The sequence below is a fragment of the Aliiroseovarius sp. S1123 genome (assembly GCF_023015885.1).
GTDB lineage: Bacteria > Pseudomonadota > Alphaproteobacteria > Rhodobacterales > Rhodobacteraceae > Aliiroseovarius.
In genome coordinates this window covers 57,497-84,077 of record NZ_JALKBE010000007.1, presented here as the reverse complement: position 1 = coordinate 84,077, position 26,581 = coordinate 57,497, and the positions used below count along the sequence as shown (strand labels likewise).

General features: G+C 60.6%; 26 protein-coding genes. 8 read left to right on the top strand and 18 right to left on the bottom strand.

What is annotated here, in order from left to right; all coding sequences use genetic code 11:
• The first annotated feature begins 87 nt into the window (after nucleotides 1-87).
• The 3 genes from MWU53_RS13070 to MWU53_RS13060 all read left to right on the top strand — a co-directional run bounded on the left by MWU53_RS13070 (nucleotide 88) and on the right by MWU53_RS13060 (nucleotide 2,498).
• Nucleotides 88-795 (top strand): DUF484 family protein, encoded by a 708-nt coding sequence (locus MWU53_RS13070; RefSeq protein ID WP_247094047.1) that lies wholly within the window; start codon nucleotides 88-90, stop codon nucleotides 793-795.
• Complete coding sequence (locus MWU53_RS13065) at nucleotides 792-1,727, top strand: tyrosine recombinase XerC (RefSeq protein ID WP_247094045.1); 936 nt, start codon at nucleotides 792-794, stop codon at nucleotides 1,725-1,727. The genes MWU53_RS13070 and MWU53_RS13065 overlap by 4 nt, the downstream gene beginning before the upstream one ends.
• Nucleotides 1,728-1,805: 78 nt before the next feature.
• Complete coding sequence (locus MWU53_RS13060; protein ID WP_247094043.1) at nucleotides 1,806-2,498, top strand: CDP-alcohol phosphatidyltransferase family protein; 693 nt, start codon at nucleotides 1,806-1,808, stop codon at nucleotides 2,496-2,498.
• A gap of 37 nt (nucleotides 2,499-2,535) precedes the next feature.
• On the opposite strand, the gene MWU53_RS13055 is transcribed toward MWU53_RS13060, so the two are convergent.
• The 11 genes from MWU53_RS13055 to ileS form a co-directional block, all read right to left on the bottom strand.
• Nucleotides 2,536-2,985, bottom strand: a complete 450-nt coding sequence (locus tag MWU53_RS13055) for a molybdenum cofactor biosynthesis protein MoaE (RefSeq protein WP_247094041.1) — start codon at nucleotides 2,983-2,985, stop codon at nucleotides 2,536-2,538.
• Nucleotide 2,986: 1 nt separating this feature from the next.
• Complete coding sequence (moaD, locus tag MWU53_RS13050) at nucleotides 2,987-3,235, bottom strand: molybdopterin converting factor subunit 1 (RefSeq protein WP_247094040.1); 249 nt, start codon at nucleotides 3,233-3,235, stop codon at nucleotides 2,987-2,989.
• Nucleotides 3,232-3,906, bottom strand: a complete 675-nt coding sequence (gene pgsA, locus MWU53_RS13045) for a CDP-diacylglycerol--glycerol-3-phosphate 3-phosphatidyltransferase (RefSeq protein ID WP_247094038.1) — start codon at nucleotides 3,904-3,906, stop codon at nucleotides 3,232-3,234. Before pgsA ends, moaD begins: the two co-directional genes overlap by 4 nt.
• A gap of 18 nt (nucleotides 3,907-3,924) precedes the next feature.
• Nucleotides 3,925-5,808: an excinuclease ABC subunit UvrC gene (gene uvrC, locus MWU53_RS13040; RefSeq protein WP_247094036.1), complete on the bottom strand. Its 1,884-nt coding sequence runs from the start codon at nucleotides 5,806-5,808 to the stop codon at nucleotides 3,925-3,927.
• A 317-nt stretch (nucleotides 5,809-6,125) separates the two neighbouring features.
• Nucleotides 6,126-6,917, bottom strand: a complete 792-nt coding sequence (locus MWU53_RS13035; RefSeq protein ID WP_247094034.1) for an SDR family oxidoreductase — start codon at nucleotides 6,915-6,917, stop codon at nucleotides 6,126-6,128.
• Nucleotides 6,914-7,882, bottom strand: a complete 969-nt coding sequence (locus MWU53_RS13030) for a calcium/sodium antiporter (RefSeq protein WP_247094032.1) — start codon at nucleotides 7,880-7,882, stop codon at nucleotides 6,914-6,916. Before MWU53_RS13030 ends, MWU53_RS13035 begins: the two co-directional genes overlap by 4 nt.
• A 168-nt stretch (nucleotides 7,883-8,050) precedes the next feature.
• Nucleotides 8,051-8,848, bottom strand: a complete 798-nt coding sequence (locus MWU53_RS13025; protein ID WP_247094191.1) for a S49 family peptidase — start codon at nucleotides 8,846-8,848, stop codon at nucleotides 8,051-8,053.
• A gap of 80 nt (nucleotides 8,849-8,928) precedes the next feature.
• Nucleotides 8,929-9,690: an ABC transporter permease gene (locus MWU53_RS13020; RefSeq protein WP_247094029.1), complete on the bottom strand. Its 762-nt coding sequence runs from the start codon at nucleotides 9,688-9,690 to the stop codon at nucleotides 8,929-8,931.
• Nucleotides 9,687-10,613: an ABC transporter ATP-binding protein gene (locus MWU53_RS13015; protein ID WP_247094027.1), complete on the bottom strand. Its 927-nt coding sequence runs from the start codon at nucleotides 10,611-10,613 to the stop codon at nucleotides 9,687-9,689. Before MWU53_RS13015 ends, MWU53_RS13020 begins: the two co-directional genes overlap by 4 nt.
• A 65-nt stretch (nucleotides 10,614-10,678) precedes the next feature.
• The gene (locus tag MWU53_RS13010; RefSeq protein ID WP_247094190.1) at nucleotides 10,679-11,137 is read right to left on the bottom strand and encodes a methylated-DNA--[protein]-cysteine S-methyltransferase; all 459 of its coding nucleotides are present in this window, start codon (nucleotides 11,135-11,137) and stop codon (nucleotides 10,679-10,681) included.
• 151 nt (nucleotides 11,138-11,288) lie between these two features.
• Nucleotides 11,289-14,192 (bottom strand): isoleucine--tRNA ligase, encoded by a 2,904-nt coding sequence (gene ileS / locus MWU53_RS13005; protein WP_247094025.1) that lies wholly within the window; start codon nucleotides 14,190-14,192, stop codon nucleotides 11,289-11,291.
• A gap of 269 nt (nucleotides 14,193-14,461) precedes the next feature.
• Between ileS and MWU53_RS13000 the strand changes: the two genes are divergently transcribed.
• Nucleotides 14,462-14,890, top strand: a complete 429-nt coding sequence (locus tag MWU53_RS13000) for a group III truncated hemoglobin (RefSeq protein WP_247094023.1) — start codon at nucleotides 14,462-14,464, stop codon at nucleotides 14,888-14,890.
• 3 nt (nucleotides 14,891-14,893) lie between these two features.
• Here MWU53_RS13000 and MWU53_RS12995 read toward each other — a convergent pair whose 3' ends face one another.
• Both MWU53_RS12995 and MWU53_RS12990 read right to left on the bottom strand, forming a co-directional pair.
• Nucleotides 14,894-15,907, bottom strand: coding sequence for a TIGR01620 family protein (locus tag MWU53_RS12995; protein WP_247094021.1), 1,014 nt, complete (start codon nucleotides 15,905-15,907; stop codon nucleotides 14,894-14,896).
• Nucleotides 15,908-15,934: 27 nt separating this feature from the next.
• A complete protein-coding gene (locus tag MWU53_RS12990) occupies nucleotides 15,935-17,350 on the bottom strand; it encodes a YcjX family protein (RefSeq protein WP_247094019.1) in 1,416 nt (471 codons plus the stop codon).
• A gap of 193 nt (nucleotides 17,351-17,543) precedes the next feature.
• Here MWU53_RS12990 and truA point away from each other — a divergent pair, with 193 nt between their 5' ends.
• A complete protein-coding gene (truA, locus tag MWU53_RS12985; RefSeq protein ID WP_247094017.1) occupies nucleotides 17,544-18,314 on the top strand; it encodes a tRNA pseudouridine(38-40) synthase TruA in 771 nt (256 codons plus the stop codon).
• Here truA and MWU53_RS12980 read toward each other — a convergent pair.
• Nucleotides 18,287-19,702: a pyridoxal-dependent decarboxylase gene (locus tag MWU53_RS12980; protein WP_247094015.1), complete on the bottom strand. Its 1,416-nt coding sequence runs from the start codon at nucleotides 19,700-19,702 to the stop codon at nucleotides 18,287-18,289. The genes truA and MWU53_RS12980 overlap by 28 nt on opposite strands.
• A 137-nt stretch (nucleotides 19,703-19,839) precedes the next feature.
• On the opposite strand from MWU53_RS12980, the gene parE reads away from it, so the two are divergent.
• Both parE and MWU53_RS12970 read left to right on the top strand, forming a co-directional pair.
• Entirely contained in the window at nucleotides 19,840-21,810 is a 1,971-nt protein-coding gene (gene parE, locus MWU53_RS12975) for a DNA topoisomerase IV subunit B (protein WP_247094013.1), read from the top strand.
• Entirely contained in the window at nucleotides 21,803-22,240 is a 438-nt protein-coding gene (locus MWU53_RS12970; RefSeq protein ID WP_247094011.1) for a hypothetical protein, read from the top strand. Before parE ends, MWU53_RS12970 begins: the two co-directional genes overlap by 8 nt.
• Nucleotides 22,241-22,466: 226 nt before the next feature.
• On the opposite strand, the gene MWU53_RS12965 is transcribed toward MWU53_RS12970, so the two are convergent.
• The 4 genes from MWU53_RS12965 to MWU53_RS12950 all read right to left on the bottom strand — a co-directional run bounded on the left by MWU53_RS12965 (nucleotide 22,467) and on the right by MWU53_RS12950 (nucleotide 25,708).
• On the bottom strand, nucleotides 22,467-22,877 hold the full coding sequence (locus MWU53_RS12965; RefSeq protein ID WP_247094009.1) for a cytochrome c: 411 nt from the start codon (nucleotides 22,875-22,877) through the stop codon (nucleotides 22,467-22,469).
• Between the two features lie 76 nt (nucleotides 22,878-22,953).
• The gene (locus MWU53_RS12960; RefSeq protein ID WP_247094007.1) at nucleotides 22,954-23,595 is read right to left on the bottom strand and encodes a DUF3047 domain-containing protein; all 642 of its coding nucleotides are present in this window, start codon (nucleotides 23,593-23,595) and stop codon (nucleotides 22,954-22,956) included.
• Between the two features lie 156 nt (nucleotides 23,596-23,751).
• Nucleotides 23,752-24,429 (bottom strand): ABC transporter ATP-binding protein, encoded by a 678-nt coding sequence (locus MWU53_RS12955; protein WP_247094005.1) that lies wholly within the window; start codon nucleotides 24,427-24,429, stop codon nucleotides 23,752-23,754.
• Entirely contained in the window at nucleotides 24,422-25,708 is a 1,287-nt protein-coding gene (locus tag MWU53_RS12950; RefSeq protein WP_247094003.1) for a lipoprotein-releasing ABC transporter permease subunit, read from the bottom strand. Before MWU53_RS12950 ends, MWU53_RS12955 begins: the two co-directional genes overlap by 8 nt.
• A gap of 315 nt (nucleotides 25,709-26,023) precedes the next feature.
• On the opposite strand from MWU53_RS12950, the gene MWU53_RS12945 reads away from it, so the two are divergent.
• Complete coding sequence (locus tag MWU53_RS12945; RefSeq protein WP_247094001.1) at nucleotides 26,024-26,527, top strand: YbjN domain-containing protein; 504 nt, start codon at nucleotides 26,024-26,026, stop codon at nucleotides 26,525-26,527.
• Nucleotides 26,528-26,581: the final 54 nt, after the last annotated feature.

The window sequence follows — 26,581 nt, the reverse complement described above, 5'->3', positions numbered from 1 at the left end:
TCTATTTCAGGCACATGTCCGTTTTTTGGACATCAGCCGCCTGCTTGGTGTAGCATCTCGAAAACGACAAAAAACATCGAGGCAGCCATGAGCAGTTCCCCGGCACTGGATGACGATCTACGCGCGCACCTGATCGCGCAGCCAGAGACTATATTGAACGACCAAGATATTATGAATGCCTTGGTCAACGCGCATGAACGTCAGATGGGGACGAATATCGTCGACCTGCGCGGCGCTGCGATGGACCGGCTAAGCGATCGATTGGGGCGGCTGGAAAACACGCACCGTTCTGTTGTGGCAGCGGCCTATGAAAACGTCTCGGGCGTGGCGCTGATCCACCGCGCCGTGCTGCGCATGCTGGACCCCACCGATTTTGCCGCCTTCATGAAGGATTTGGATAGCGAGGTCACCGAGACGCTGAAAATCGACTGCATCCGCCTTGTTCTGGAGACCGAGCAGGACACCAAAGAGGCAGCGCTTGATCGTTTGGGGTCCGTGATTTCGACGACGCCCGCCGGGTTTATCGACGAGTATCTCGGGCAGGCCGCCGGACCGGATCGGCGCACCGTTTTCCTACGGCAGATGCATGAAAAAGATCCCGACATCTATGGCGACTGCGGGTTCTGGATACGCTCCGAGGCTTGCATCGTCTTGGATCTGGGCGAAGGGCGGCTTCCCGGCATGCTGGTTCTGGGTGCCGAAGACTTGTCCCAATTCCGCCCCGGACAGGGCACGGACCTGCTGGAATTCTTCGGGGGCGTCTTTGAACGCGTGATGCGCCGCTGGCTGTCATGAGCCGCGGGGGATCTCTCCAAATTCCACCCGGAACGCGGGACGCACTGGTGCTGTTTCTGGACCATAAGCGCGCGCTGGATGCTGCCTCTGAAAATACAATCAAAGCCTATCAGGCCGATATTGGCGGTTATCTGGCTTTCATGGCCACCCATCTGGGCGGCGAGGCCGGACGCGGCGCGCTGGCCCGTGTGACAATCAGCGACATGCGGGCATGGATGGCGTCCGAGCGCGCGCGCGGCATTGGCACGCGCAGCTTGGCGCGGGCACTGTCAGCGGTCAAAAGCTTTTACAGCTGGCTCAGCGAACAGGACGGATTTGACGCCACCGCTGTTCTGTCAACGCGCAGCCCGAAATTCGCCAAGAAACTCCCCCGCCCGCTGTCGCCCGATGCAGCGCAGGCTGTGCGTGACACCGCCCCGCTGCAATCGCGCCATGACTGGGTCGGTGCGCGGGATCTGGCGGTTGTGACACTTCTGTACGGCTGCGGTCTGCGCATCTCGGAAGCGCTTGGCCTGACTTGCGCCGATGCCCCGCTTGGCGAAGCTCTGCGCATTCGCGGCAAAGGCAACAAGGAACGGCTGGTTCCCGTCCTGCCTGCCGCACGCGACGCGGTCGAGGCCTATCGCGCCCTTTGCCCCCACCCCGAAGCCCCGGACCTTCCGCTGTTTCGCGGCGTGCGCGGTGGGGCGCTGGGGGCACGTCAGGTGCAAAAGATGATGCAGCAGGTGCGCCTGCAACTGGGCCTGCCGGCCACGGCCACGCCCCACGCGCTGCGCCACAGCTTTGCTACGCATCTTCTGGCCTCGGGCGGGGATCTGCGCGCCATACAAGAGCTTCTGGGCCATGCCAGCCTGTCGACGACGCAAGGCTATACCGCCCTTGATACGTCAAGGCTGGTCGACGTCTATAACGCCGCGCATCCCCGCGCCTGACGCCCGCGCGGGCCTCCGCTCAGACATGCCACAGCTTTTCGCCTTTCCACCTGAGCGGTTTTCCGGCACAAAGCGCGGATGAATATTCAGACCAAAGCCCTGCTCGTCCATCTGTTGACTGCAACCGGAGCCGTTTTTGCCATGCTGGCGATGCTTGCTGCCGTAGACGAGAAATGGGGGCTGATGTTCCTGTGGTTGGTGGTTGCCTTCATCGTGGACGGGATCGACGGACCTCTGGCGCGCCGCTATCAGGTCAAGGTCAATGCGCCGCAATATGATGGCGTGTTGATGGACCTGATCATCGACTATCTGACTTATGTGTTCATCCCAGCCTATGCGCTGTTCAAATCGGGTCTGATGCCCGGCTGGACCGGCTGGTTTGCAATCATCGTGATCACCTTTGCCAGCGTTGTGTACTTTGCAGATACGCGGATGAAGACCAAGGACAACAGCTTCTCGGGCTTCCCCGGCTGCTGGAACATGGTCATCTTGGTGCTGTTCGCGACCGAGCCAAATTTCTGGGTCATGACCGCGCTGGTGACCGCCATTGCATTCGCCATGTTCCTACCCCTGAAGTTCATTCACCCCGTACGCACCGAACGCTGGCGCCCGGTCAGCCTGCCAATGGCCTTGGCGTGGACCGGATTTGCGGCATGGGCCGCGTGGGTCGATTTCCACCCGGAAAGCTGGGCGCATTGGGGCCTTGTTGTGACCTCGATCTACCTGCTGGGTGCCGGTATCGCACAGCAGATCATCCCAGAAAAAGCCTAAGCGCCAAAGCAATACCCTGCCAGGCGCGAGCCAGGTTTCACTCTTCCCAGCGTTTCAGAGCGTCCTCGTCATTCACCTTGGCATCCACCCAATCGGTGTCTCCATCCTTGGTGAACTCTTTCTTCCAGAACGGCGCGCGGGACTTCAGATAGTCCATCAGAAACTCCGCTGCTTCAAACGCCGCCACACGGTGGGCCGAGGCCGTGGCCACCATCATGATCTGGTCGCCGGGCCGCAATGGGCCATGTCGGTGGATCACCAGACAATCCGCCAAGGACCAGCGGCGCGTCGCCTCGTCCACGATGGATGCAATCGCCTTTTCCGTCATGCCGGGATAGTGCTCGATCTCCATCCGATCCAGCGTGCCAGCTTCGTCCCGGACAATGCCCGTAAAACTGACAACCGCGCCCAGATCGCTGCGCCCTTGGGCAAAGCCAGAAAGCTCGGCCCCTTGATCGAAACTTTCGGTTTGAACACGAACCGTCATTTTAGCCGCCCGTCATCGGGGGGAAGAACGCCACCTCGCGCACGCCGTCCAGCGAGGCATCGAATTCTGATAACTCTTGATCCAATGCCACACGCAGCGCCGACAGGTCTTCAAACGCCGCCGCATAGCGCGGTTCGCGAGCACGCAGTTCATCGACCAGTTCAGCCACAGTCGCGGCCGAAGTCTCGATCCGCTCGCGCGGCTCGCCGATCCGTTCGCGGACCCAAGCGAAATACATCACGTCGATCATGCGTCATCCTCTTTCAAATGGGGCAAGGCCTTGCGGAAATAGTCCCATCCGGTGATCACGGTCAGAAGGCCGGCCAGCCACAATAGGAACAGCCCAACACGTCCAGACCAGATCATCCCGTGATAATAGCCGCGCAGACCGTTCACGTCCTCGACATCGCCAAGCATGATCTGATCAAACATGGTTTGGTCCATGCCGAACGACCCCATCACAAGATGATGCTCAAAGATACCACGGGAGAACAGGATCGCGATTGCGACCATCTGGGCGGTGGTTTTCCACTTGGCCAGCTTGGTCACTTTCAGCGTGCCCGCCGTGTCGCCCAAAAACTCGCGCAGGCCCGAAACAAAGACTTCGCGGAACAGGATCACCGTGGCGGGCAGTACCAGCCACGGGGTCCAATAGACATCCGAATAGCCCACGATCACCATCAGCGCGATCACAACCATCGCCTTGTCGGCAATGGGATCAAGCATCGCGCCCAACTTGCTTTCCTGCTTCCACTTGCGCGCCAGATAGCCATCCAGCCAATCCGTCGCCGCGGCCGTCAGGAACAGGATCAGCGCCAGCCAATCCGCCAGCGGGCGGGCAAAATACAGGAACATGATCGCCACGGCCGGGGCTGCAGTCAACCGCGACAGTGTCAGGATATTAGGCAAGGTCCATTTCATAAGCTTTTCAATACCGTGTCAGGTCCTGTCATGGAAGAAGCCATAGATGGTTTCTGCAAGAGTTTCTGAAATACCATCCACTGCCTTCAGATCCTCAAGCCCGGCACGGCTGACCGCCTTGGCCGATCCGAAATGCTGCAGAAGCGCGCGCTTGCGGGTGGCGCCGACGCCTGGAACCTCGTCCAGAGGGGTCGCACCCTGCGCTTTGGCACGTTTCGCGCGGTGAGTGCCGATGGCAAAGCGATGCGCTTCATCCCGTAGGCGCTGAATGAAATAGAGCACCGGATCATTGCGTTTTAGCGCAAAGGGACGTTCGCCACGGCGGTGGAACTCTTCCTTGCCGTGATCGCGGTCCACGCCTTTGGCGACACCGATCATCGGGATGTCGGTCACGCCCAATTCCTCCATGATCTCGTGCACCGCGCTGACCTGTCCGGCCCCGCCGTCGATCAGCAAAAGCCCCGGCCACCCTTCGCCCTCGCGGTCGGGATCTTCCTTCAACAGACGTTTGAAGCGGCGGGTCAGAACCTCTTTCATCATGCCAAAGTCATCGCCCGGAGTCAGATCATCGCCCTTGATGTTGAACTTGCGGTACTGGCTTTTCATATAGCCTTCCGGCCCCGCCACGATCATCGCGCCGACCGCATGTGCGCCTTGGATATGCGAGTTATCATAGACCTCAACCCGGTGGGGCGGGCCGTCCAGACCAAACGCCTCGGCCATACCGTCCAACAGCTTGGCCTGCGTTGCGGTCTCGGCCATTTTGCGGCCCAGACTTTCGCGTGCATTGCGTTGGGCATTGGCGACCAGCTCGGACTTCTCGCCACGTTGCGGGACCGACAGTTCGACCTTCCGCCCCAGTTTCTCGGTCAGCGCCTCGGCCATCAGATCCAATTCATCCAACGGGTCCGACAAAAGGATCAAACGCGGAGGGTCCTTCTGGTCATAGAACTGTCCGACAAAGGCCTGCAGCACCTCGCCCGGCCCTGCGCCCGCGCCGGTGCGCGGATAAAAGTCGCGGTTGCCCCAGTTCTGGTTGGCCCGGATGAAGAAGACCTGCACACAAGCCTGTCCGCCCTCCATATGAAGCGCAATCACGTCAGCCTCGGCCACACCACGCGGGTTGATCCCCTGCGACTGCTGCACCTGCGTCAGCGCGCGGATCCGGTCGCGCAGCACGGCGGCCTTTTCGAACTCCATCGCTTCGGATGCCGCCTCCATATCGGCAGCCAAGCTTTCCTGCATCTTGGTCGTGCGCCCCGACAGGAAATCCACGGCGTCCCGCACCAACGTCGCATAGCCTTCGGCATCGACCTTGCCCACACACGGCCCAGCACAGCGTTTGATCTGATATTGCAAACACGGGCGCGAGCGCGCGTCGAATGTGGCATCCGTACAGTTGCGCAGCAGGAACACCTTCTGCAGCTGGTTCAAAGTCCGGTTCACCGCATCCGCGCTGGCGAAAGGACCGAAATACTGGCCCTTTTCTTTGCGCGCCCCGCGATGCTTCTTGATCTGCGGGAATTCGTGACCCGTCAGCAGAATGTTCGGAAAGCTTTTATCATCCCGCAACAGCACGTTGAAATGCGGCTTCAGCTGCTTGATCAGGTTCTGCTCCAGCAGCAGCGCCTCGGTTTCCGTTCGCGTAGTCAGAAACATCATCGAGGCCGTCTGGCTAATCATCCGCGCAATCCGCGCGCTATGCCCCGTCGGCTTGGCATAATTCGACACGCGTTTTTTCAGACTGCGCGCCTTTCCGACATACAGAACCCGCCCCTTAGCATCGAGCATGCGATACACGCCGGGCGAATTATCTAGCGTTTTCAGGTAGGACTGGATCACCTCGTGGCCGGTTTGAACCGGCACCTCAACCTCAGATGTGTCCTGCTTATCGCGCGTCATGGGGCATCTTTCTTGATTCTTTTTCCCGCTGCAATCTTATCGTCTTAGGTTCAAGAGAAAACATGCCCACAGTTTCTGTGGATAAGTCTGAGGACATGTTGTCTGCTCACTGGATTTTCCGTTGTTTTTCGCCGCTTTCGTTGGAGTGCCTAATTTTTAAGCACTCCCGTAACGCCTTGTTTTTTAAAGAAAGAAATATGTAGTTTCTGTAAACACGTGAAATCATTGCGAAAAACAAGGTTCCGGGGTGGGGAATTGCTTCACAGGTGCACAACTTCCGCTAGGGCATGTCGGGGTCCCTCGCCAAAAGGTCAGTATTAGCTGGGTTTTCCAACAACATCAGGGGTCTGCCACCCAAGGTGCTGGCCACCATCCACGGCAATCATCTGACCCGTCACAGCAGGTGCCGTCAGCAAATAGGACAGCGCCGCCGTGATGTCTTCCGGGTTCGGGCCGCGCTGCAGGATCGATCCCGACCGCTGCGCGTCAAAGTGCTCTTGCGATTGGCGTGCGCCGATCATCGTCGAACCCGGTGCAATCCCGTTGACCCGAACCTGCGGGGCCAGAGCCTGCGCCGCTGTCCGTGTAAGCGTCCACAGCCCGTGCTTGGCTAAGCTGTAGGTCATGAACTCAGGCGTCAGCTTTTGCACGCGTTGGTCCAACATGTTGATGACAAGGGCTTGCGCCAGTTGCTCGCCCTTATCATCCAAGGAGGGCTGAGGCGCTTGCACAGCGAATTCCTGCGTCAGGAATAGCGGTGCGCGTAGGTTCGACGCCATATGGCGATCCCAACTGTTCGCCGACACCGTGCCGATGCGGTCATATTCAAAAATCGAGGCGTTGTTCACCAGTACAGATAGCGGGCCACCCAAGGCCTCGGCCGCGCGCGGCACCAGCGCTTGCACCTCGTCCAGACTCAGGAAATCTGCCTGCAGGGCAACGGCGCACCGACCCAAAGCCTCAACTTCGGCCACTGTCTTCGCAGCCCCGTCAGCCGAGCTGCTATAGTGTACGGCAACGTCAAATCCATGACGCGCAAGCTCGACCGCCATCGCGCGCCCCAGTCGCGCCCCTGCCCCGGTCACCAATGCACGCTTCACCTGCATCATGCGCCCCCCAACACCATCAGCACATAGGCAATATAAAGCGCCGACAACAAGATGCCCCAAACGCGGCCCATATGCCACTTCCAGAAGACGAACGGGGCCAGCATCAGCGATGCGCCCAACATGACCCACAGATCAAACTGCAGGATACCCGGATCGACCGGGATCGGGCCAACCAGAGATGCGATGCCGATAATGGCCAAAAGGTTAAACATGTTCGAGCCGATCACGTTACCCAAGGCCACATCGGCCTGCCTGCGCAGCGCGGCCATTACGGTGGTCGCAAGCTCGGGCAGCGAGGTGCCCAGCGCGACAAGCGTCAAGCCAATCACGGTTTCAGAGATGCCATAGTGGCGGGCAATGTTGGTCGAGGAATCCACAAGAAGGTCCGCGCCCAGCGGCAGGCCAATCAGCCCCAGCAGCAGGAACATGATGACCTTCCACCACGGCATATCGGGGTCGGCACCCTCGACATCCTCGTCATCTTCGCATTCTTCTTCCAGCCCGGCCTTGACCGCACACCGATGGCGCATCGCCTCTTTGAACGCGGATCCAAGGATCAGCGCCAAGGCCGCCAACAATGCCAAGCCCTGCGGCCATGCAATTTCGCCCCCAAAGGCAAGAACCATGAACAGAAGCGTGGCCCCGATCATTTGCAGATAGCTTTTGCGGCTGTCACAGGTTTTGGTGGAAAGCCCCGCAATAAAAGCAGGAACGCCCAGCACCAACAGGATATTGGCCGTGTTCGAGCCCACCACGTTGCCCATCGCCAGACCAGGCACGCCTTCCGCGATCGACTGGACCGAGATCAGCAACTCAGGCGCGGAGGTGCCAAAAGCCACAATGGTCAGGGACACGATCATCGCGGGCACACCTAGGCGCAGCGACATGTTCACAGCCCCACGCACAAGGCTGTCGCCTGCAAGCAAAAGGATCACCAGGCCAAGCGAGGCAAAAATCAGATCCAAGGCTCAGCCCTTTCCCTTGCAGTCACACGGGGATTTCCCCAGCTTAAAGCGCCCGCAACGGGGGCATTTCATCGTTTCGATACGCTGCTGGCCGGGATAGCGCAACTTGCCGAACATGGCCAGCACAGCCATCCCAACCAGAAAGAGGACAACGATCTTGATAACCATTTACAGGCCAAAACGGGCGTATTCCGCGCGCTCCTCGATGGTAAGCAGAGTGTCCGAGACAAGGCGCATCCCGAACCGTCCAAGTAGCCCGCGCCGTGGGCCATAGACGCGAAAGCGTACCTTGTCGCCGTATTTCTCTTTCATGGTCGGCACCAGATGGCCAATCCCGTCGGCCAAGCCTTTTTCGATGGCGGCGCGGCCCAGCCAGATATCTCCGGTGAACAGGTCTTCGCCCTCGGCCAGTTTGCCTGCACGCCGGGTTTCCACCTGCGTTTTGAACGCGGTGTGGATGTCTTCCTGCAACGCCTTCAGCCGCTTCACATCAGAGGGTTTTTCGGGCTGGAACGGGTCCATCATGGATTTCGACTTGCCTGCCGTATGCACGCGACGCTCGACCCCGATCTTCTCCATCAACCCAGTCAAGCCGAACCCGGCCGAGATCACACCGATCGACCCAAGGATCGAGCTTTCGTCCGCATAGATTTCATCCGCAGCCGTCGCCAGCCAATAGCCGCCCGACGCCGCCACGTCTTCGACAAACGCATAAACGGGGATCTCTTTCTCAGCCGCCAACCTGCGAATGCGCGCGGTAATCAGGCTGGATTGCACCGGGCTGCCACCGGGCGAGTTTATCACAAGGGCCACAGCCGCAGGCTTCCCTTTGCGAAAGGCACGCTCGATCGCCGGGGCCATCGCTGCATCATTCAACTGACCACGGGTGCCCGTGGCAATCACGCCCGACAGGCGGACAACCGCAACTGTAGGGGACTTTTTCACAAAAGGAAGACGTTCGATCATGGCTGACATTTAGATGGCCCACCCGCGTCTAACAAGGGTGAGCCCATCACGCTTTTTCCCATATGTGGCATACCCGCACGTCAAGAGCGCAGCTTGTACCCGGTGCGGAAGATCCACCCGATGGTGAACAAACACGCCGCCATGAAGACAACAATTGCCGCGACCGACCAGCCCAACGCCACATCCGCCTGCCCGAAAAACGCCCAGCGGAAGCCCGAGATCAGATAAACCACCGGGTTGAACAGCGTGATCGTCTGCCACACCGGCGGCAGCATCGAGATCGAGTAGAACGAGCCACCAAGGAACACGAGCGGCGTAATCACCAGCATGGGCACCAGTTGCAGCTGCTCGAAATTACCTGCCCAGATCCCGATGATGAACCCCAGAAGGGCGAAGCTGATGCAGGTTAGGACAAGGAACAGCAGCATCCAGACCGGGTGCGCAATGGTCAGATCGACGAAGAAATGCGCTGTGATCAGGATGATTATCCCAATCATGAACGCCTTCGTTGCCGCCGCCCCGACATAACCGATCACGATCTCGAAGAACGAGATGGGGGCCGAGAGGAGTTCATACACCGTGCCGATGAATTTCGGGAAATAGATCCCGAATGACGCGTTCGAGGTGCTCTGCGTCAAGACCGTCAACATGATCAGGCCGGGCACGATAAACGCGCCATAGCTAACGCCCTCGACCTGATCGATGCGCGAGCCGATCGCCGCGCCGAAGACGATAAAGTAAAGCGATGTGGACAAAACGGGCGAGATGACAGACTGCACCAACGTGCGGAAGGTGCGTGCCATTTCAAAACGATAGATGGCCGCGATGGCGTTCCAGTTCATGCCGCGTCCTCCTTCACCAGATCGACGAAGATATCTTCAAGCGAGCTTTGGCGCGTTGACAGATCCGCCAGATGAAGCCCCGCCTCGCGCAGATCCGACAAGAGCCCGGTAATCCCGGTATGGCCTGCCTGCGCGTCATAGGAATAGATCAAGCCGCCCTCGTCCGAGAGGGTCAGCGGGTAGTGCGAAAGCGCCTCTGGCACCGCATCAATTGGCGCGTCCAGCTCGATCAGCAGTTCTTTCTGCCCAAGCCGCTTGATCAGCGCGTCCTTTTCCTCGACCAGCAGGATTTCCCCTTTCGAGATCACCCCGATCCGATCGGCCATCGCCTCGGCTTCTTCAATGTAGTGAGTGGTCAGGATCACGGTCACACCGGTCTCTTTCAACCGCGCGACGATCTCCCACATGTCTTTGCGCAGCTCGACATCGACGCCCGCTGTGGGTTCATCCAGAAACAGGATTTTCGGATCGTGGCACAGCGCCTTGGCGATCAGCACGCGCCGCTTCATGCCACCCGACAGCGTCATGATCCTGTTGTCTTTCTTATCATGCAGACTAAGCAGCTTCAGGATTTCTTCGATCCGCGCATCATCGCGCGGCTTGCCAAACAACCCGCGCGAAAAACGAACCGAGTTCATCACCGTCTCAAACGGTTCCAGATTGATTTCCTGTGGCACCAGCCCGATCAGGTTGCGCGCTTCGCGGAAGTCTTTCATGTGATCGAAACCCGCGACAGTGATCGCGCCTGAGGTGAGCGTCGAAATCCCACAAATAATTGATATTAGTGTTGTTTTCCCAGCCCCGTTTGGACCCAGAAGGGCAAGGATCTCGCCCTCGTCGATCTCAAGATCGACGCCTTTCAGCGCTTGGTGCCCGCCTTCATAGGTCTTGGTCACGCCGCTGACGTTCAGGATGGTTGCCATGTTGTCCCCCAGTGTCGCTGCCTGTTTGCCCTGTTTTTCCAGCAATGACCAGCAGGCCGAACTTCTCAGATAAGCAAACCTGCAGCACCTTCAAGGCGCAACAGCTGAACTTTCGTCTCGACCCCACCCGCACCAGAGAATCCGACCAGTTTACCGCCTGCCCCCATCACCCGATGACAGGGGATAATGATTGGTATCGGGTTGGCACCACAAGCGTTGCCCACGGCCTGTGCCGAGTTTCCGGTCAGCTTGGCAATGTCGCCGTATGTCAGCGTTTCACCGAAGGGAATGGCAGACATGGCATCACATACCGCGCGCTGAAAATCGCTGCCCTCGACATGGGTGGGGAGATCGAACTTGGTCAGTGTGCCGTTAAAATAGGCGCGCAGTTGGGCTTGAGCCTCGGCCAGCACCGGAGTCAGCGCGCCAACCGGGTCAACATTCCAGCGAAGGCGCGTGATCTTGCCATCCTCGTCCACAATGCCCAAACGCCCAACCGGGCTATCCACCACCGCAATATTCATAACCGCACTCTGCCCGCGCCCAACGCGCCCTGCAATCCGGTTCATGACAAAAGGGGCACCGCAGCGCCCCTCTTCCTCTTGCTTAAAATACCTCGGGGTGAGGCCGCAGGCCGAGGGGCAGCGCCCCTCAGGCTCACACCGTGAGCCCCCTTCAGCTCAGCGCGTCGTCACAGCGTCCGCAAACACCCGCGTGATCGTGGCTGCCTACATCCGGCAGGATCTTCCAGCAGCGCTGACATTTCTCGCCCGAGGCCTTCTCGAACACCACACCCACGCCTTCGACTTCCGGCACGCGGAAGGCCTCGGCTGGCAGCGGGTCGCCCGTCAGAACAACCTGCGATGTGATCGACACATCCGCGAAGTTCACTGATTTCAGCGATCCCAACACGTCTTCATCCCGCACATGCACGACAGGCGCAGCTTCCAAAGACGCCCCGATCACCTTATCGCGACGCTGGATCTCCAACGCTGCGGTGACCACACGGCGCACCTGACGGATGCCCGCCCATTTCGCCGCCAGCGGCTCGTCTAGCCAATCGGCAGGGGTGTCGGGGAAGTCGACCAAATGGACCGAGCTGTCGTCACCCGGGAAGCGCTCCAGCCAGACGTCTTCCATGGTGAAGACCAGAACCGGCGCCAGCCATGTGGTCAGGCGGTGGAACAGGATGTCCAGAACAGTGCGCGCCGCGCGGCGGTTCAGGCTGTCGGCCCCGTCGCAGTAAAGCGCGTCCTTGCGGATGTCGAAATAGAAGCTCGACAGGTCAACGGTCGCGAAGTTGAACACGGCCGAGAACACGCCCTGGAAGTCAAACTTGCGATAACCGTCACGGACCACGTGATCCAGTTCGGCCAGACGGTGCAGCACCCAGCGCTCCAGCTCGGGCATGTCTGCCACGTCCACACGCTCGGCCTCGTCAAACTCATGCAAGTTGCCCAGCATGAAGCGCATCGTGTTGCGCAGACGGCGATAGCTGTCGGCCACGCCTTTCAGGATTTCCGGCCCGATCCGCTGATCGACCGTGTAATCCGTCTGGGCGACCCACAGGCGCAGAATGTCGGCGCCGTATTGCTTCACGACAGCTTCGGGCACGATGGTGTTGCCCAGCGACTTGGACATTTTCATGCCCTTCTCATCCAGCGTGAAACCGTGGGTTACGACGTTCTTGTAGGGCGCACGACCCTTGGTGCCACAGGCCTGCAACAGCGACGAGTGGAACCACCCGCGGTGCTGGTCGGTGCCTTCCATATAGACATCGGCGATGCCGTCCGGCGTGCCGTCTTCGCGATCACGCAGAACGAACGAGTGGGTGGACCCGGAGTCGAACCACACGTCGAGCACGTCGAAAACCTGCTCCCATTCGTCGGCGTTGTGATCCGCGCCCAAGAAGCGCTCTTTTGCTCCGTCGGCATACCACGCATCTGCGCCTTCAGCTTCGAATGCCTCTGCGATGCGCGCATTCACGGCGGGGTCACGCAGCAGGAAGCCTTCGTCCGTCGGCAGCAGACCTTTCTTGGTAAAGCAGGTCAGCGGCACACCCCACGCGCGTTGACGCGACAGAACCCAATCCGGGCGGGCCTCGATCATCGAATAGAGGCGGTTGCGACCGGTCTGCGGCCACCACTTCACCAGTTGGTCGATCGAGTTCAGGGCGCGTTCACGGATGGTCTTGCCCATCTCGTCTTGCCCGTCACCGACCTCGCGGTCCACAGACGCAAACCACTGCGGTGTGTTGCGGAACACGATCGGCGCTTTCGAGCGCCACGAGTGTGGATACGAGTGCGTCACGCGACCACGCGCGATGATGCCGCCGGCCTCGACCAGTTTGGCGATCACGGCGTTGTTGGCTTTGCCTTCCTTGCCCTTGCGGTCAAAGACCTGAAGGCCAGCGAAGAACGGCACGTGGGGCAGGAATTCTGATTCCTCGCCCACATTGTGGGTCATGCGGTCGATCCAGTTGCGGGCAACGAAGGCTTCATAGTCGTCGGCGCCGTGGCTTGGCGCGGTGTGGACAAAACCCGTCCCCGCGTCATCGGTCACGTGATCGCCGTCGATCATCGGAACGTCGTAATCCCAGAATCCGTCCGCGCCATCGGCACCGTTGAACGGGTGCTTACAGATCAACCCAGCCAGCTCGTCCGCGGCCACGTCGCGTACGCGGGTGAACTCGGTCACGCGGGATTTGCCCAGCGCGTCCGCGGCCAGTGCGTCGGCGAAGATGTAGAGCTGACCCGCTGCGGTCCAACTTTCTTCCTCGGTCGCATCTACGCGATAAAGGCCATAGGCAATCTTGTTGTTATACGCGACGGCTTTGTTCGACGGGATCGTCCACGGGGTGGTGGTCCAGATCACAACGCGTGCCTCGGCCAGATCGCCTTCGGCATTCGCGAAGCTGAACGGCACCCAGATCGTGTGCGACTTGTGGTCGTGATACTCGATCTCGGCCTCGGCCAGCGCGGTCTTCTCGACCGGCGACCACATCACGGGTTTCGAGCCCTGATATAGCGTGCCGTTCATCAGGAACTTCATGAATTCCTCGGCGATCACGCGCTCGGCATGGAAATCCATCGTCAAATAGGGATTTTCCCACTTGCCGGTGATGCCCAGACGCTTGAACTCGTCACGCTGAATGTCGATCCAGCCCTCGGCGAACTTGCGGCATTCCTGACGGAAATCCACAACGTCCACGTCGTCCTTGTTCTTGCCCTTCTTGCGATACTGCTCTTCGATCTTCCATTCGATGGGCAGACCGTGGCAGTCCCATCCGGGAACATAGCGTGCATCATGGCCCATCATCTGGTGCGAGCGCACGATCATGTCCTTGATGGTCTTGTTCAGCGCGTGGCCGATATGCAGGTGGCCGTTCGCATAGGGGGGGCCATCGTGCAGGATGAACGGTTCGCGGTCGCCAGCGGTTTCGCGCAGGCGGTCATAGACGCCGATCTTTTCCCACCGGGCCAGCCATTCGGGCTCGCGCTTGGGCAGGCCAGCGCGCATCGGGAAATCGGTTACGGGAAGGGTCAGCGTGTCTTTATATTCGGGTGTGTCGGCACACATGTGTCCGGTCCTTTTCAGGATAAGTCGTCAATGTCGAAGAAAGGGCGGCGCGTATGTCCATGCGCCTTGTCCCGGCGGCTCGTCTGGATCAGAGCGCCGGGCATATAATTCGAATAATGATCGCTTTGGCGTGCATCATGGGCGCGTTATAGGCCCGTGGGGGCGTGGCGTAAAGCCATGAAGGCTGGGCGGGCTGCGCTGAATTGTCCATGCGTTGGGGCTTGGCGGCGTTGGCGATACCGACTATTTCACTCGGGAAAGAGGTTCTCATGTCCCATACACCCAATCCGCTGCAGCTTTTCGACATTTCGCCCGACCAGATCGACACGGTTCTGGCGCGGTTTTATGCCCGCATTCGGGTCCACCCGCAGCTTGGGCCAATCTTCAACGGGCATGTGGGAACGACAGACGCGGAATGGGACAGACATATCGCCCTAATCACCCGCTTCTGGCGCGGCGCGATCCTGCGCGAGCCGGGTTACGAGGGCAATCCGATGCGGGCCCATATGCAGGCAGGCAATGTGCGGCCCGAGCATTTCGACCCGTGGATTGCTCTGTTTGAAGAGATCGCGACCGACGCCCTGCCCGCCGACACCGCCCGTGCCTGGATCGCGCTGGTGCATCGGATCGGACGCGGGCTGCGCATGGGGGTCGAGGACATCCAGCGCCCCACAAGCGCCGTGCCCAACTTGGGATAGCGCCTATTTTCCGAACAATCCCGCCAGCGCGCGTTTGACGATCCCCGTAACGCCGGGGCGCTTGCCCGCACCGAAGGGCAGCGGGCGGCAAACTTCCAGCGCGGCGACGCCGACGCGGGCGGTGAGCGCCCCGTTCACGACGCCTTCGCCAAAGCGGCGTGACAGTTTGGACAGCATCCCACCCCCAGCCAGAGATCCCAGCATGTCATCCCCCACGGCCACCGCGCCGGTGGCAACAAGATGCGTCATCACCGCGCGGGTCAAACGCCAGCTGCCTAAGGCACCGGAGCGCCCGCCATAGATCTCGGCCACGCGGCGGATCATACGGATGTTGGCGGTCAGGGCGGTCGCGACATCGGCCAGCGCAAGAGGGACGATGGCGGTGACGGTGGCGACCTGACGGGCGGCGGCTTCGACCTCTTTCAAGGCAGCTTGGTCCAAGGGGGCCATCAGCTCGGCCTCGGCCAAGGTGAACAGCGTGTCGGTATCGAACACCTCACCCTCGCGTTCACGGAACCGTTCCAACGCCCAGCGCATGTCGTCGCGTCCGTGATACAGACGTTTAAGGCGGGCCATGACATCCCGCGCCTCGGTCAGATCATCATGGGCGAGGGCCTGATCCGCCGCATGATGCAGCGCATCCACCCGACGCATCCGCGCAAAGGCGATCCATTCGCGCAGGGCGATGATCAGAAGCACGAACAGGAAGGCCCCGGTCAGGCCCAGCGCGGCGTATCCCAGATAGGTATTGCGGGTGATCAGCCCGGTGACGAAATCATAGGCCGCGACGGACAGCACGAAGCCAAGGATCGACAGAAGCAGCGACCAGAACCAGCGCGCCAACCGCGAGGGTCTGCGGCCCGCGATGGCAATCACCCCCTGCATGGCGGCACCGGAAGTCTCGGGCCCGGCCACATCAGGTACGGGCGGCGCCTCCGCCGGAGAGGTCGCTGGACTGTCGTCAAGCTCGATCAAGACGGGGCCTTGCTTGTTGTCACGTGTCACGCGCGTCTCCATTCAGGGCTGATGGCGGGAAGGACATGATCACAGCTTGTCCCCCAACAGAAATTCGGCGGCCTTGTCCAACCGGATATGCGGCGGGCCTTCGCCGGGCTTCAGCGAAATCGCCGCTGGGGCAAAGCGCATAATTTGATAATCCGCACCCAGCCACTTCATGTCCCCACTGCGCGCGGGTTTCAAAAGCTGCGCCGGATCTTCAGGCAGATCGCCGGGATAGAACGCCGCCGTCTTGCCACTGTCCAGAAGCTGCCCGCGCACACAATCGAGGCTTTGGCCATCATGGTCCAGCCGCTCTTCGGTCGTTGTGCGCAGGGCGGCCAGCGACATGGCCGCCGTCTTGGCTCCGGCAAATTCGGCACGGTCACGGGCGTCGCGCAAGAGCGCTTCGGTGATAGCCGTCAGACGGGGATGCTGGCTGTGATGCAGATGGTCCGCCTTGGTCGCGGCGAACAGGATGCGTTCGATCCGGCGTCCCAGAAAGAGGTTGCTGAGGAACCCGTTCGTACCGGGGCGAAAGGCGGTCAGGATCTCGGCCATGGCGCGGCGCAGATCTTCCAGCGCGGCAGGGCCGGAATGGATCGCGCCCAACACGTCCACCAGCACGACCTGCCGGTCGATGCGCGAGAAGTGATCGCGGAAGAAGGGTTTCACCACGCGGGATTTATAGGCCTCGAAGCGGCGCTCCATCTCGCGCCACAGGCTGCGGCGAGGGATCGTGTCGGGCTTGGGCAGGGGCGCAAAGGTCAAGGCCGGGCTACCTTCGAGGTCGCCGGGCAGCAGAAAGCGGCCGGGGGTGCAATCGCTATACCCATCCTCGCGCGCGGCCTTCAAATAGTCGGCGAAGGACGCGGCCAGATCCTTGGCCAGCACCTCGTCCAGTTTCTCGGTCGGGTCCACGGCGCGGGCTTTCTTCAGGAAATCCTGCGCTTGATCGCGGGTATCGATGCGGTCGAGCACCTGCGCGGCCCAGTCGGAATAGCTGAGATCCATCAGCCCCAAGTCCAGAAGCCACTCGCCCGGATAGTCCACGATGTCCAGATGCACGGTCCGCGCGGATCGCAACCCACCGAGCAGGCCCGATGGCTGGATGCGGAAAGACAGGCGCAGTTCCGAAATGGCGCGGGTGCTGTCAGGCCAGTGCGGCGCGGGACCGGTCATGGCGGACAGGTGCGTTTCATAGTCGAAGCGCGGAACGGTGTCGTCGGGTTGCGGTTGCAGGAACGCGCCTTGAATGCGCCCTTCCGAGGCCGCGACCACGCCGGGCATCCGCGCGCGGTCCATCAGGTTGGCCACGAGGGACGTGATAAAGACGGTCTTGCCCGCCCGCGACAGGCCCGTCACGCCCAGCCTGATCACCGGTTCAAATAGTGCCTCGCTTGTGGCGTCGCCGATCGCTTCGATCTGGCGGGTGACGCTGTCTGCAATATCGCCAAGCCCCACGGCTGTCTCCTTCACTGCTCGATTTAAAGATATGTGCGACAGGCGCATTTCGCCAGAGGGGAGGTTTGGATGGATTATCCCCGTGGAAAGGGGCGTTGCCCCTCGGCCTGCGGCCTCACCCCAGGATATTTGGGGCAAGAAAATGAGGGGATCAGGAACTTGTCTGCGCGAGAGCGGCGCGTTATGCGGGGGCATGCCCAGATATGCATTGAAAGTCGACTATCACGGAGCTGGCTTTGCCGGATGGCAGCGTCAGAAAGAACACCCGTCCGTTCAGGGCGCGATTGAGGCTGCTTTGGCCAAGCTTGAACCGGGTGAGCATACAATTGCCGCCGCCGGGCGCACCGATGCGGGGGTGCATGGTTTGGCGCAGGTGGCACATTGCGATCTGGTGAAGGAATGGGATCCGTTTCGCCTGTCCGAGGCGTTGAACTATCACCTGAAAGAGCGGCGCGTGGCGATTGTCGATTGCGCGACGGTGGATGACAATTTTCACGCCCGGTTTTCAGCAGTCGAGCGGCGCTACTTGTTTCGGTTGATCGCTCGGCGTGCGCCGCTGACCCATGACCGGGGGCTGGCGTGGCATGTGAAGCATCAGTTGGATGTGGACGCCATGCAGGCGGGGGCGGATCGGCTGATTGGGCGGCATGATTTCACAACGTTCCGATCGTCGATCTGTCAGGCGGATAGCCCGGTGCGGACGCTGGATGAACTGCGGGTCCAGGAACATCGTCGCGAGAACGAGGTCGAATACCGGTTCCACGTCCGTGCGCGGTCGTTCCTGCACAATCAGGTGCGCAGCTTCGTGGGCACGTTGGAACGTGTTGGCGCGGGGTCATGGACGCCTGACGACGTGACTCACGCGCTTGAGGCCCGCGACCGCGCAGCTTGTGGCCCGGTTTGCCCGCCCGAGGGGCTGTATCTGGCGGGGGTCGGTTACCCTAAAGATCCTTTCAACAGCTGAGCGGTTTTGGTGACATCGGCGATGGCCTCGGCGATGTGGCGGTCGCGGGTGCGATGATTGGTGATGGCCGCGCGTAGGCAGGTGATGCCGTTCACATCGGTGGTCGAGAACACCGTGGCGTTGTGCAGCTGCAGATGCGTTGCGATTTGCGCGTTCAAGGCGGATTGCTGATCGGCGGGCAGGTCCGGGGCAGCGGTAAAGACGCAGATGTTGGACACCACGGGCGCAGACAGGGTCATGCCGTGGGATTGCACGTGATCGGCCATGAAAGCAGCTTGTGCGCAGTTGCGGGTAATCGCGGCGGCGAACGCCTCTTCCCCGAACATTTCCAGCGCGCACCAGACCTTGAGCGCGCGGTTGCCGCGGGACAGGTCGATACCATAGTCACAGAACCACGGGTCCCCACCTGCCAGACCTTCGGTGGCGCCTTTCAGATAGGCCGGGCGTGCAGCGAAGGCGGCGCGGTGGGCGGATTCGTCGGCGATCAGGGCAAGGCCGCAATCATATCCAACATACATCCACTTATGGAAATCCAAGGCGATGCTGTCAGCGCGCTCGATCCCGTCGGTCAGTTTGCGCCACGGGGCGTCCGCCAACCGGGTCCATGCGCCAAACGCACCATCCACATGCAGCCAGATCCCTTCAGCGGCGGCAAGATCGGCCAGCGCGTTCAGGTCGTCATAGGCGCCCAGATCAACCGACCCAGCCGTGCCGACAATCGCGAGCGGGTTTAGCCCCCGTGCCCGGTCAGCTGAAATCGCCTGCTTAAGCGCCTGCAAATCCATCGCGCCGTTCCGCGTTTCGACCAAACGCAATTGGTCATGCCCCAGCCCCAGCAGCTCGACCGCCTTGCGGGTCGCGTTATGGACCCCATCGGCGGCATAGACTGTCAGGACTGCGTCTCCCCCAGCGGCCCGCACGTCAGGACAGGCCCGCACCCGTGCGGCCTGCAGTGAGATCACCGTCGCCTGAGATGTGCCTGCCACCAGAACGCCGCTCGCGCCCTCTCTGAAGCCCATCTTGCGGCGGGTCCAGTCGATGACCGCCCGCTCCATTTCATTGATGCCGTGGTTCCGCCCGCCGCCATTGGTGTTCATCGCAGCCGCCGCAATCCCCGCCACGAAATCCGAAGGCAGCCCGCTACCCTGCACCCAGCCCCAGAACTTCGGATGCGTGTTGCCTCCATGATAGGGCAGCACGTCGTCCATCACGCGTGCAATCACATCGCCACCCGCCCCAATCGCATAATGATCCGCCAGATCAGCCGGCGGGGCTTGCCACGGGTGATCCTCGGCATCGCGCATTTGGTCCACGCAGCGATCCAGTAGGCGGTGCAGATCCTCTCGCAAACCTTCCCAATCAGCAGGGTTCAGCGGGGATGTCGTCATGGTGCGGTCCTTCTGTCGTCGCGCACACCCTATCCAAATCCATCCGAATGGAAAGCGTGCTCTTCCCCCTTCCCGACGGCTCTGACATAATGCCCGAACAAAAAGAAATCCGAGCAGCGTTCAAGGCGACCGAATACATGAGCAACGACCTTCTGGCCGGCCACACCCCATCACAGGGCCCCGACGACTATGACGCCTCCTCGATTGAGGTGCTGGAAGGGCTGGAGCCCGTGCGTCAGCGTCCCGGCATGTATATCGGCGGCACGGATGAACGCGCGCTGCACCATATGGTGGCCGAGATCCTGGACAACTCGATGGACGAGGCTGTCGCCGGTCACGCCAACCGGATCGAGGTCACGCTGAATGCTGATTACTCGGTCTCGATTACCGATAACGGGCGCGGCATTCCGATCGATCCGCACCCCAAATTCCCCGACAAATCCGCGCTCGAGGTCATTCTGTGTACGCTTCATGCGGGCGGCAAGTTCTCGGGCAAGGCGTATCAGACCTCGGGCGGCCTGCACGGCGTTGGCTCATCGGTGGTGAACGCGCTGTCGGATTCGATGGTGGTGCGTGTCGCCAAGAACAAGGAACTGTTCGAACAAAGCTTTTCGCGCGGCATCCCGCTGGGACCGGTCGCGAAAATCGGCGCTGCACCGAACCGCCGCGGCACTGAAGTCACTTTCCACGCGGACGAACAGATTTTCGGCAAGCACCGCTTCAAGCCCAAGCGCCTGTTTACGCTGGTGCGGTCAAAAGCTTATCTTTTCTCGGGCGTGGAAATCCGCTGGAAATCCGCCATCGAAGACGGCGAAACCCCGACCGAAGCCACGTTCCATTTCCCCGGCGGTCTGTCCGACTACCTAAAGGAAACGCTGGGCAAAGCATCTGTCTATGCCGACCAGCCCTTCGCGGGAAAAGTCACCTTCCAGGAACGCTTTGGCGAGCCGGGCTATGTCGAATGGGCGATCAACTGGACGCCCTCGCGCGATGGCTACATCCAGTCCTATTGTAACACTGTACCGACCCCCGAAGGCGGCACCCATGTCACCGGTTTCTGGGCCGCGATCCTGAAGGGCATCAAGGCCTATGGCGAGCTGGTGGGCAACAAGAAGGCCGCCAACATCACCCGAGACGACCTGCTGACGGGCGGTTGTGCGCTGGTATCCTGCTTCATCGCCGACCCTGCGTTCGTGGGCCAAACCAAGGACCGCCTGTCGACCGAAGCCGCCGCCAAAATGGTCGAGCAATCGGTGCGCGATCACTTTGACAACTGGTTGGCGGCGGATACGAAATCCGCCGGTGCGATCCTCGATTTCCTTGTCCTGCGCGCAGAAGAGCGCCTGCGCCGCCGTCAGGAAAAAGAGACACAGCGCAAGACCGCCACCAAGAAGCTGCGCCTGCCCGGCAAGCTGGTCGATTGTTCGGCCACCAACCGCGAGGGCACCGAGCTTTTCATCGTCGAGGGTGACTCGGCGGGTGGCTCGGCCAAGATGGCGCGTAACCGCAAAACGCAGGCGCTGCTGCCCCTGCGCGGCAAAATCCTGAACGTGCTGGGCGCGGCCAGTTCCAAGATCGGTACGAACGCCGAGATCAACGACCTGACCCAAGCCCTTGGCGTCGGGCTGGGCACCAAGTTCAACGTCGATGATTTGCGCTATGACAAGATCATCATCATGACCGATGCGGACGTGGACGGGGCGCACATCGCCTCGCTTCTGATGACGTTCTTCTTCACCCAGATGCGGCCGATGATCGACGCGGGCCACCTGTACCTTGCCTGCCCGCCGCTGTTTAGGCTGACCCAAGGGGCCAAACGCGTATATTGCATCGACGAAGCCGAGCGTGACGTGCATCTGGAAAAAGGTCTGGGCGGCAAAGGCAAAATCGACGTCAGCCGCTTTAAAGGTCTGGGCGAGATGGACGCGAAAGACCTGAAAGAAACCACGATGGACCCGGCATCCCGCACCTTGATCCGCGTGACGATTGACGAAGACGAGCCCGGCGAAACCGCCGCCTTGGTCGAGCAGCTGATGGGCAAAAAACCCGAACTTCGCTTCCAATATATTCAGGAGAACGCGAAGTTCGTGGAGGAGTTGGATGTTTGAGGCTGCCTCGTCGGTGAACTTCAAAGCACTTTTGTTTGCCACTATCGCACCATTTCTTCTAGCAAACTGTGAACAGCAGCCAGCCAGTGGCTCTCTGAATTCTCAGTACCCACGCTGCAAAGGCGCATTGGAACTCAGCAAGAGACTGCTCAATACGCCAGTAAACAAAACTGAGTGGGAAACGCTTCTCTCTGGAGTACGCAGTGAAATTAATCCGTGGAAAGAACCGTTTCTCGAGGATCTACGCGATGGTGACAGGATCAACTACATTAGTCACCACGATTGCTTTGCTACGGAAGATGGGCGGCAAACCATTAGCATTATAGCTGCGACAGCGCGCCTAGGAGAGATTCAGTTTAATATGAACCTCCACGATGCGGATGCCTCAATTACCCAACTCCTGATCAGGCGGTATGTCAGCACGATGTAAACAGGTTATCGCCGAAACTTGTTCATAGCCCGTGCACCGCACGGGCCACGCCCGACCCTCCCCCCGGGAGGGCGTATTGCGACGGATCGCCAAACGACACGCCGCGGATATGGTGAAGGCTTAACAAACTGAGATGCCGACGACGCCCACCCAGGGTCGGGCGTGGCCCTCTATTTCACATGACATGCGGGAGAAAGTTGTGTCGTGGGGCTAAGCCACGCGCAGATCAGTCCTGCACAGACTCCAAATACTCTGCCAGCCTTACCAGCGCAGCTGGCGTCGGGGTCATCACGCCTTTTTCGTCCACCCAGACCTCCATCTCGCTATCCAGAAGCGCGCCGAATTCGGGCATGGGGCCGCGTTGGGTGCCTTTGGCATAGCCATCGATGGTCGACATGACATAGCGGGTCGGGAAGGTGCCGCCGTGTTTGGCGGTCAATTTGGTCAGGCCCGGCGCGCTGGGATAAACGCCGCCCTTGGCGTCATCACCGTGGCAGGCGGCGCAGTTTTCGGCATAGATCTCGGCCCCAGTCAGGTCGGACACGTCCTGAACCCTGGGCTTGGCATTGGTGCGGAAGATGTCCTGTGGCTGACAGGCAGCAAGAAGGATCAGAAGAAGAGGTGCTGCGCGGCGCATTGGGGAACCCTGTTGCCTTTCTAAGGGCTTGCTTTGGCGTGATTCTACCACGCCTGCGTCTACGTGCAACCCTAGGTCATTGCAAACGCAAATTACTGACCTGCCCCTGCATGACCACATCCGTGTCGTCGCTGTCTGCCGACAGGGCCAGCGCGACCAGTGCCTCGGGGGCGTCCCCGAAAGCGCGGCGATAATCGGTGGCCAGATCGACAGTTTCCGCATGTGATCCGATGCCCGACGGGCGCAGCACGATGGTCTTGCCGCGCGGCCCCAGATAGGGCGATCCCAGCACCGCCCCGCGTTTGTGATCGCCGCCCCAAACATAGACCAGCACGCGGCCCTCGGGATGGTTCAGAAGCTTGCGCAGGCTGCGGGTGCTTTGCAGACGTTCGGCCTCGGCCTTCGGCAGGAAGGCGAAATAGAGCGCAAGGTTGCGGTCATCCCCGCCCTTCTGGCGCAGATCCGTTGCCGGGACCGAACTGTCCACCGCCCAACGCCAACTGGCCCTGCGTGCGTCCCAATCCTTGGGGGCCAGTCGGTCATAGGTGATCGACACCGATCCATCCGCCGTCACTCCAATCGCGCCCTCGGACGCTGCGAATGTGACTTTCGAAAAGAAGGCAAACCAATGCGTGCGCCACGCGTTGAAGTTCACCGGGCCCGCCGTGGCCATCGAGGCCGACAGGGTCAGGGCAAGGGTCGCGGTCAGGATACGCATCGGAAGCTCCGGCAGAGATTTATGCCTGCCAGATTGCCGATCCCGCGCGGACGCGCAATCAGGGTTCACGCGAATGTCAGAGATTGCGAGGGCGCGCGTACGCATTTTCTTGTCACAAATATCCTCGCCGAAGGCATGAAATCCGCGACAGGCGCCTCACAAGATCTCGCCGCCATCAAGACGCAAGGTGCGATCCATACGCGCGGCCAGCTCCAGATTGTGCGTGGCGATCAGTGCCGACAGGCCCGTGTCGCGCACAAGCTCCATCAGAGCCGCAAACACTGTGTCGGCGGTGCCTGGGTCAAGATTCCCCGTCGGCTCATCCGCCAAAAGCAGCGCAGGCCGGTTGGCCAGTGCCCGGCAAAACGCAACGCGCTGCTGCTCGCCGCCGGACAGTTCCGCCGGGCGATGAGTTGCGCGACTGTCAACACCCACGCGGGCCATCAACTCCATCGCGTGATCGCGCGCGACACGTTCGCCCACGCCGTTCGCCAGCTGCGGCAGAACAATGTTCTCCAGCGCGGTAAATTCCGGAAGCAGGTGGTGGAACTGATAGACAAAGCCCACCTCGTTGCGCCGGGTGGCGGTGCGGCGGCGATCAGACTGGCCATCCATCTTTTGTCCGTTGATCGACACTTCACCCGCATCAGCCGCGTCCAGAAGCCCCGCGATATGCAGAAGCGTCGACTTGCCGGATCCCGAGGGCGCAACCAGCGCCACAACCTCGCCCTTGGCTATCGACAGGTTTGCGCCGCGCAGCACACGGATTTCGCCCGGCGTGCCCTCGTTATAGGTCTTGGTGATACCCGAGAGGGTCAGAACCGTGTCACTCATAGCGCAGTGCCTCCACCGGGTTCATCCGCGCGGCCTTTCGCGCCGGGAACAGGGTCACAACGAAGGACAGTGTCAGCGACAGGCCAACGGCCGAGGCGACATCCCAGAACTCAAGCTTTGCAGGCAAGTGATAGATGCCCCGGATCGACGGATCCCAGACGCCTCCGCCCGAGAAATAGTTCACCACCGCAAACACAGTGTCGATGTTCAATGCGAACAGGCAGCCAAGGATCACGCCAGCAATCGTCCCGACAATCCCCGTCAGCGACCCGCACAGGAAGAACACCCGCAGAATGGATCCTTCGGTCAGACCCATCGTGCGCAGGATGCCGATATCGCGCCCCTTGTTCTTCACCAGCATGATCAGGCCAGAGGTGATGTTCATCGACGCGATCAGCACAAGCACGGACAGGATGATGAACATGACGTTGTCTTCCATATCCAAGGCCCGCAGAAACGCGCCCGAACGGTCGCGCCATGTCCAGACACCACTGGGGTCTTCGACGGCCTCCATGATCGGCATGAGCAGTTTGTCGATGCCTTCCGGATCCTCGACCATCACCTCGATCTCATCGGCCAACCCTTCGCGATTGAAAAAGCTCTGGGCCTCGGCGATGGGCAGGTAGACGCGGGTGCGGTCGATGTCCCAGCGGCCGGCGGTGAAGATATAGGTGACTTCGTAGGCATTCACCCGCGGGCTGGTGCCAAACGCCGTCTTCACCCCGTTGGGCGAGATGATTTTGATCTTGTCCCCGATCCCGACATTCAATTCCGCCGCCACGCCCGAACCAATAGCCACGCCACTTTCGAAATCAGACAACGCACCGGCCGAGCTTTCGGGTTCGACAATGCGCGGGATGGTTAAGATGTCTTCATAGGCGATCCCGAAGACCTCGACCCCGGCATTATACTGCCCCCGGTTTGCCATGACCTGCCCTTTGACCAAAGGCGCCGCGCGGACGACCCCCGGCACGGTCATGATCCGATCCGCCCAGTCTTCATAGTTCGAGATCGTGCGATCCAACCCGCCATTCGCGGTGACGCGGCTGTGTGCGAAAACCTCGACATGGGCATTGGCGCCAAGAATGGTATCGACGAATTCATCCCGGAACCCGGTACGCACCGCCAGCGTGATGATCAGGGCAGCCACCGCCAAGGTGATGCCGATCAAGCTGATCCACGTCATGGTGCTGACGCCACCTTCAGCACGACGCGCGCGCAGATACCGCCACGCAATCTGCCATTCGAAACGGGAAAACGGGGCTGTTCGCTTGGGCAACTGGGGCTCCTGACGGATTAATATTTGCGCCAAACTGGGGGTTCTGGGCGGCAAGGTCAAGCACCAGACCCGATTGCGGCCTGAAACCGCCACTCCACCAAGAATCCGTTAACCTGTGGAGAAACAAAAGTTTTCTGTGGACAACTCGCTTAACGCGCAAAGTTTCACTTTACAGAGAGAAATCTGGGTGACACCATATCTAGTAAGGCAAGGCGCAAAGAACGCCGAACCTTGTACAGGCATCAAGCATTTGTGGCCATTAGCGGTCGCTGCCACGACCCCGTCACAAATGTTGAAACCAATGGGGGGCATATCATGGCCGCAACCGAGCAGTACATCGAAAGCGAAGATCTTCACCCAATCGACATCGTCGAAACCATCGCGGAACACCACGCGTGGGAGTTCGACCGCGTCGCCGAGGATCAGATTGCCATGGCGGTTGAAGGCCAGTGGCGCACCTATTCGATCACGTTGGCCTGGTCGCCCTATGACGAAACCCTGCGCCTGATCTGCACTTTCGAAATGGAACCGCCCGAAGACAGCCTGCCACGCGTCTATGATGCCCTGAATCGCATCAACGACCAGTGCTGGACTGGCGCCTTCACCTATTGGGAAGAGCAGCGCTTGATGGTCTGGCGTTACGGCCTACCTCTGACGGGCGGACAGTTTGCAGCGCCCGAGCAGATCGACCGCCTGATCGCCTCGGCCGTGTCCGCATCGGAACGTTTCTACCCCGCGTTCCAGCTGGTCGCATGGACCGACCGCAGCGTCGAAGACGCACTTCAGGTCGCCATCGCCGAGGCCTACGGGCGCGCCTAACCCCACCATTAACCACCACTCACTAAAGCCAGCCGCGCCTTCGGGCGCGGTTTC

Bases quoted from the DNA above. Each gene is read 5' to 3' on its own strand.
- MWU53_RS12995 (WP_247094021.1), bottom strand. From the start codon at position 15,907: ATGGAGACGCGCGTGACACGTGACAACAAGCAAGGCCCCGTCTTGATC.
- MWU53_RS13015 (WP_247094027.1), bottom strand. From the start codon at position 10,613: ATGGCAACCATCCTGAACGTCAGCGGCGTGACCAAGACCTATGAAGGC.
- MWU53_RS13065 (WP_247094045.1), top strand. From the start codon at position 792: ATGAGCCGCGGGGGATCTCTCCAAATTCCACCCGGAACGCGGGACGCA.
- uvrC (WP_247094036.1), bottom strand. From the start codon at position 5,808: ATGACGCGCGATAAGCAGGACACATCTGAGGTTGAGGTGCCGGTTCAA.
- MWU53_RS12980 (WP_247094015.1), bottom strand. From the start codon at position 19,702: ATGACGACATCCCCGCTGAACCCTGCTGATTGGGAAGGTTTGCGAGAG.
- MWU53_RS13060 (WP_247094043.1), top strand. From the start codon at position 1,806: ATGAATATTCAGACCAAAGCCCTGCTCGTCCATCTGTTGACTGCAACC.
- MWU53_RS13055 (WP_247094041.1), bottom strand. From the start codon at position 2,985: ATGACGGTTCGTGTTCAAACCGAAAGTTTCGATCAAGGGGCCGAGCTT.
- MWU53_RS12955 (WP_247094005.1), bottom strand. From the start codon at position 24,429: ATGAGTGACACGGTTCTGACCCTCTCGGGTATCACCAAGACCTATAAC.
- MWU53_RS13025 (WP_247094191.1), bottom strand. From the start codon at position 8,848: ATGATCGAACGTCTTCCTTTTGTGAAAAAGTCCCCTACAGTTGCGGTT.
- MWU53_RS13000 (WP_247094023.1), top strand. From the start codon at position 14,462: ATGTCCCATACACCCAATCCGCTGCAGCTTTTCGACATTTCGCCCGAC.
- MWU53_RS13035 (WP_247094034.1), bottom strand. From the start codon at position 6,917: ATGATGCAGGTGAAGCGTGCATTGGTGACCGGGGCAGGGGCGCGACTG.
- MWU53_RS12970 (WP_247094011.1), top strand. From the start codon at position 21,803: ATGTTTGAGGCTGCCTCGTCGGTGAACTTCAAAGCACTTTTGTTTGCC.
- MWU53_RS12960 (WP_247094007.1), bottom strand. From the start codon at position 23,595: ATGCGTATCCTGACCGCGACCCTTGCCCTGACCCTGTCGGCCTCGATG.
- MWU53_RS13010 (WP_247094190.1), bottom strand. From the start codon at position 11,137: ATGAATATTGCGGTGGTGGATAGCCCGGTTGGGCGTTTGGGCATTGTG.
- truA (WP_247094017.1), top strand. From the start codon at position 17,544: ATGCCCAGATATGCATTGAAAGTCGACTATCACGGAGCTGGCTTTGCC.
- pgsA (WP_247094038.1), bottom strand. From the start codon at position 3,906: ATGAAATGGACCTTGCCTAATATCCTGACACTGTCGCGGTTGACTGCA.
- MWU53_RS12965 (WP_247094009.1), bottom strand. From the start codon at position 22,877: ATGCGCCGCGCAGCACCTCTTCTTCTGATCCTTCTTGCTGCCTGTCAG.
- MWU53_RS13070 (WP_247094047.1), top strand. From the start codon at position 88: ATGAGCAGTTCCCCGGCACTGGATGACGATCTACGCGCGCACCTGATC.
- ileS (WP_247094025.1), bottom strand. From the start codon at position 14,192: ATGTGTGCCGACACACCCGAATATAAAGACACGCTGACCCTTCCCGTA.
- parE (WP_247094013.1), top strand. From the start codon at position 19,840: ATGAGCAACGACCTTCTGGCCGGCCACACCCCATCACAGGGCCCCGAC.
- moaD (WP_247094040.1), bottom strand. From the start codon at position 3,235: ATGATCGACGTGATGTATTTCGCTTGGGTCCGCGAACGGATCGGCGAG.
- MWU53_RS13020 (WP_247094029.1), bottom strand. From the start codon at position 9,690: ATGAACTGGAACGCCATCGCGGCCATCTATCGTTTTGAAATGGCACGC.
- MWU53_RS12945 (WP_247094001.1), top strand. From the start codon at position 26,024: ATGGCCGCAACCGAGCAGTACATCGAAAGCGAAGATCTTCACCCAATC.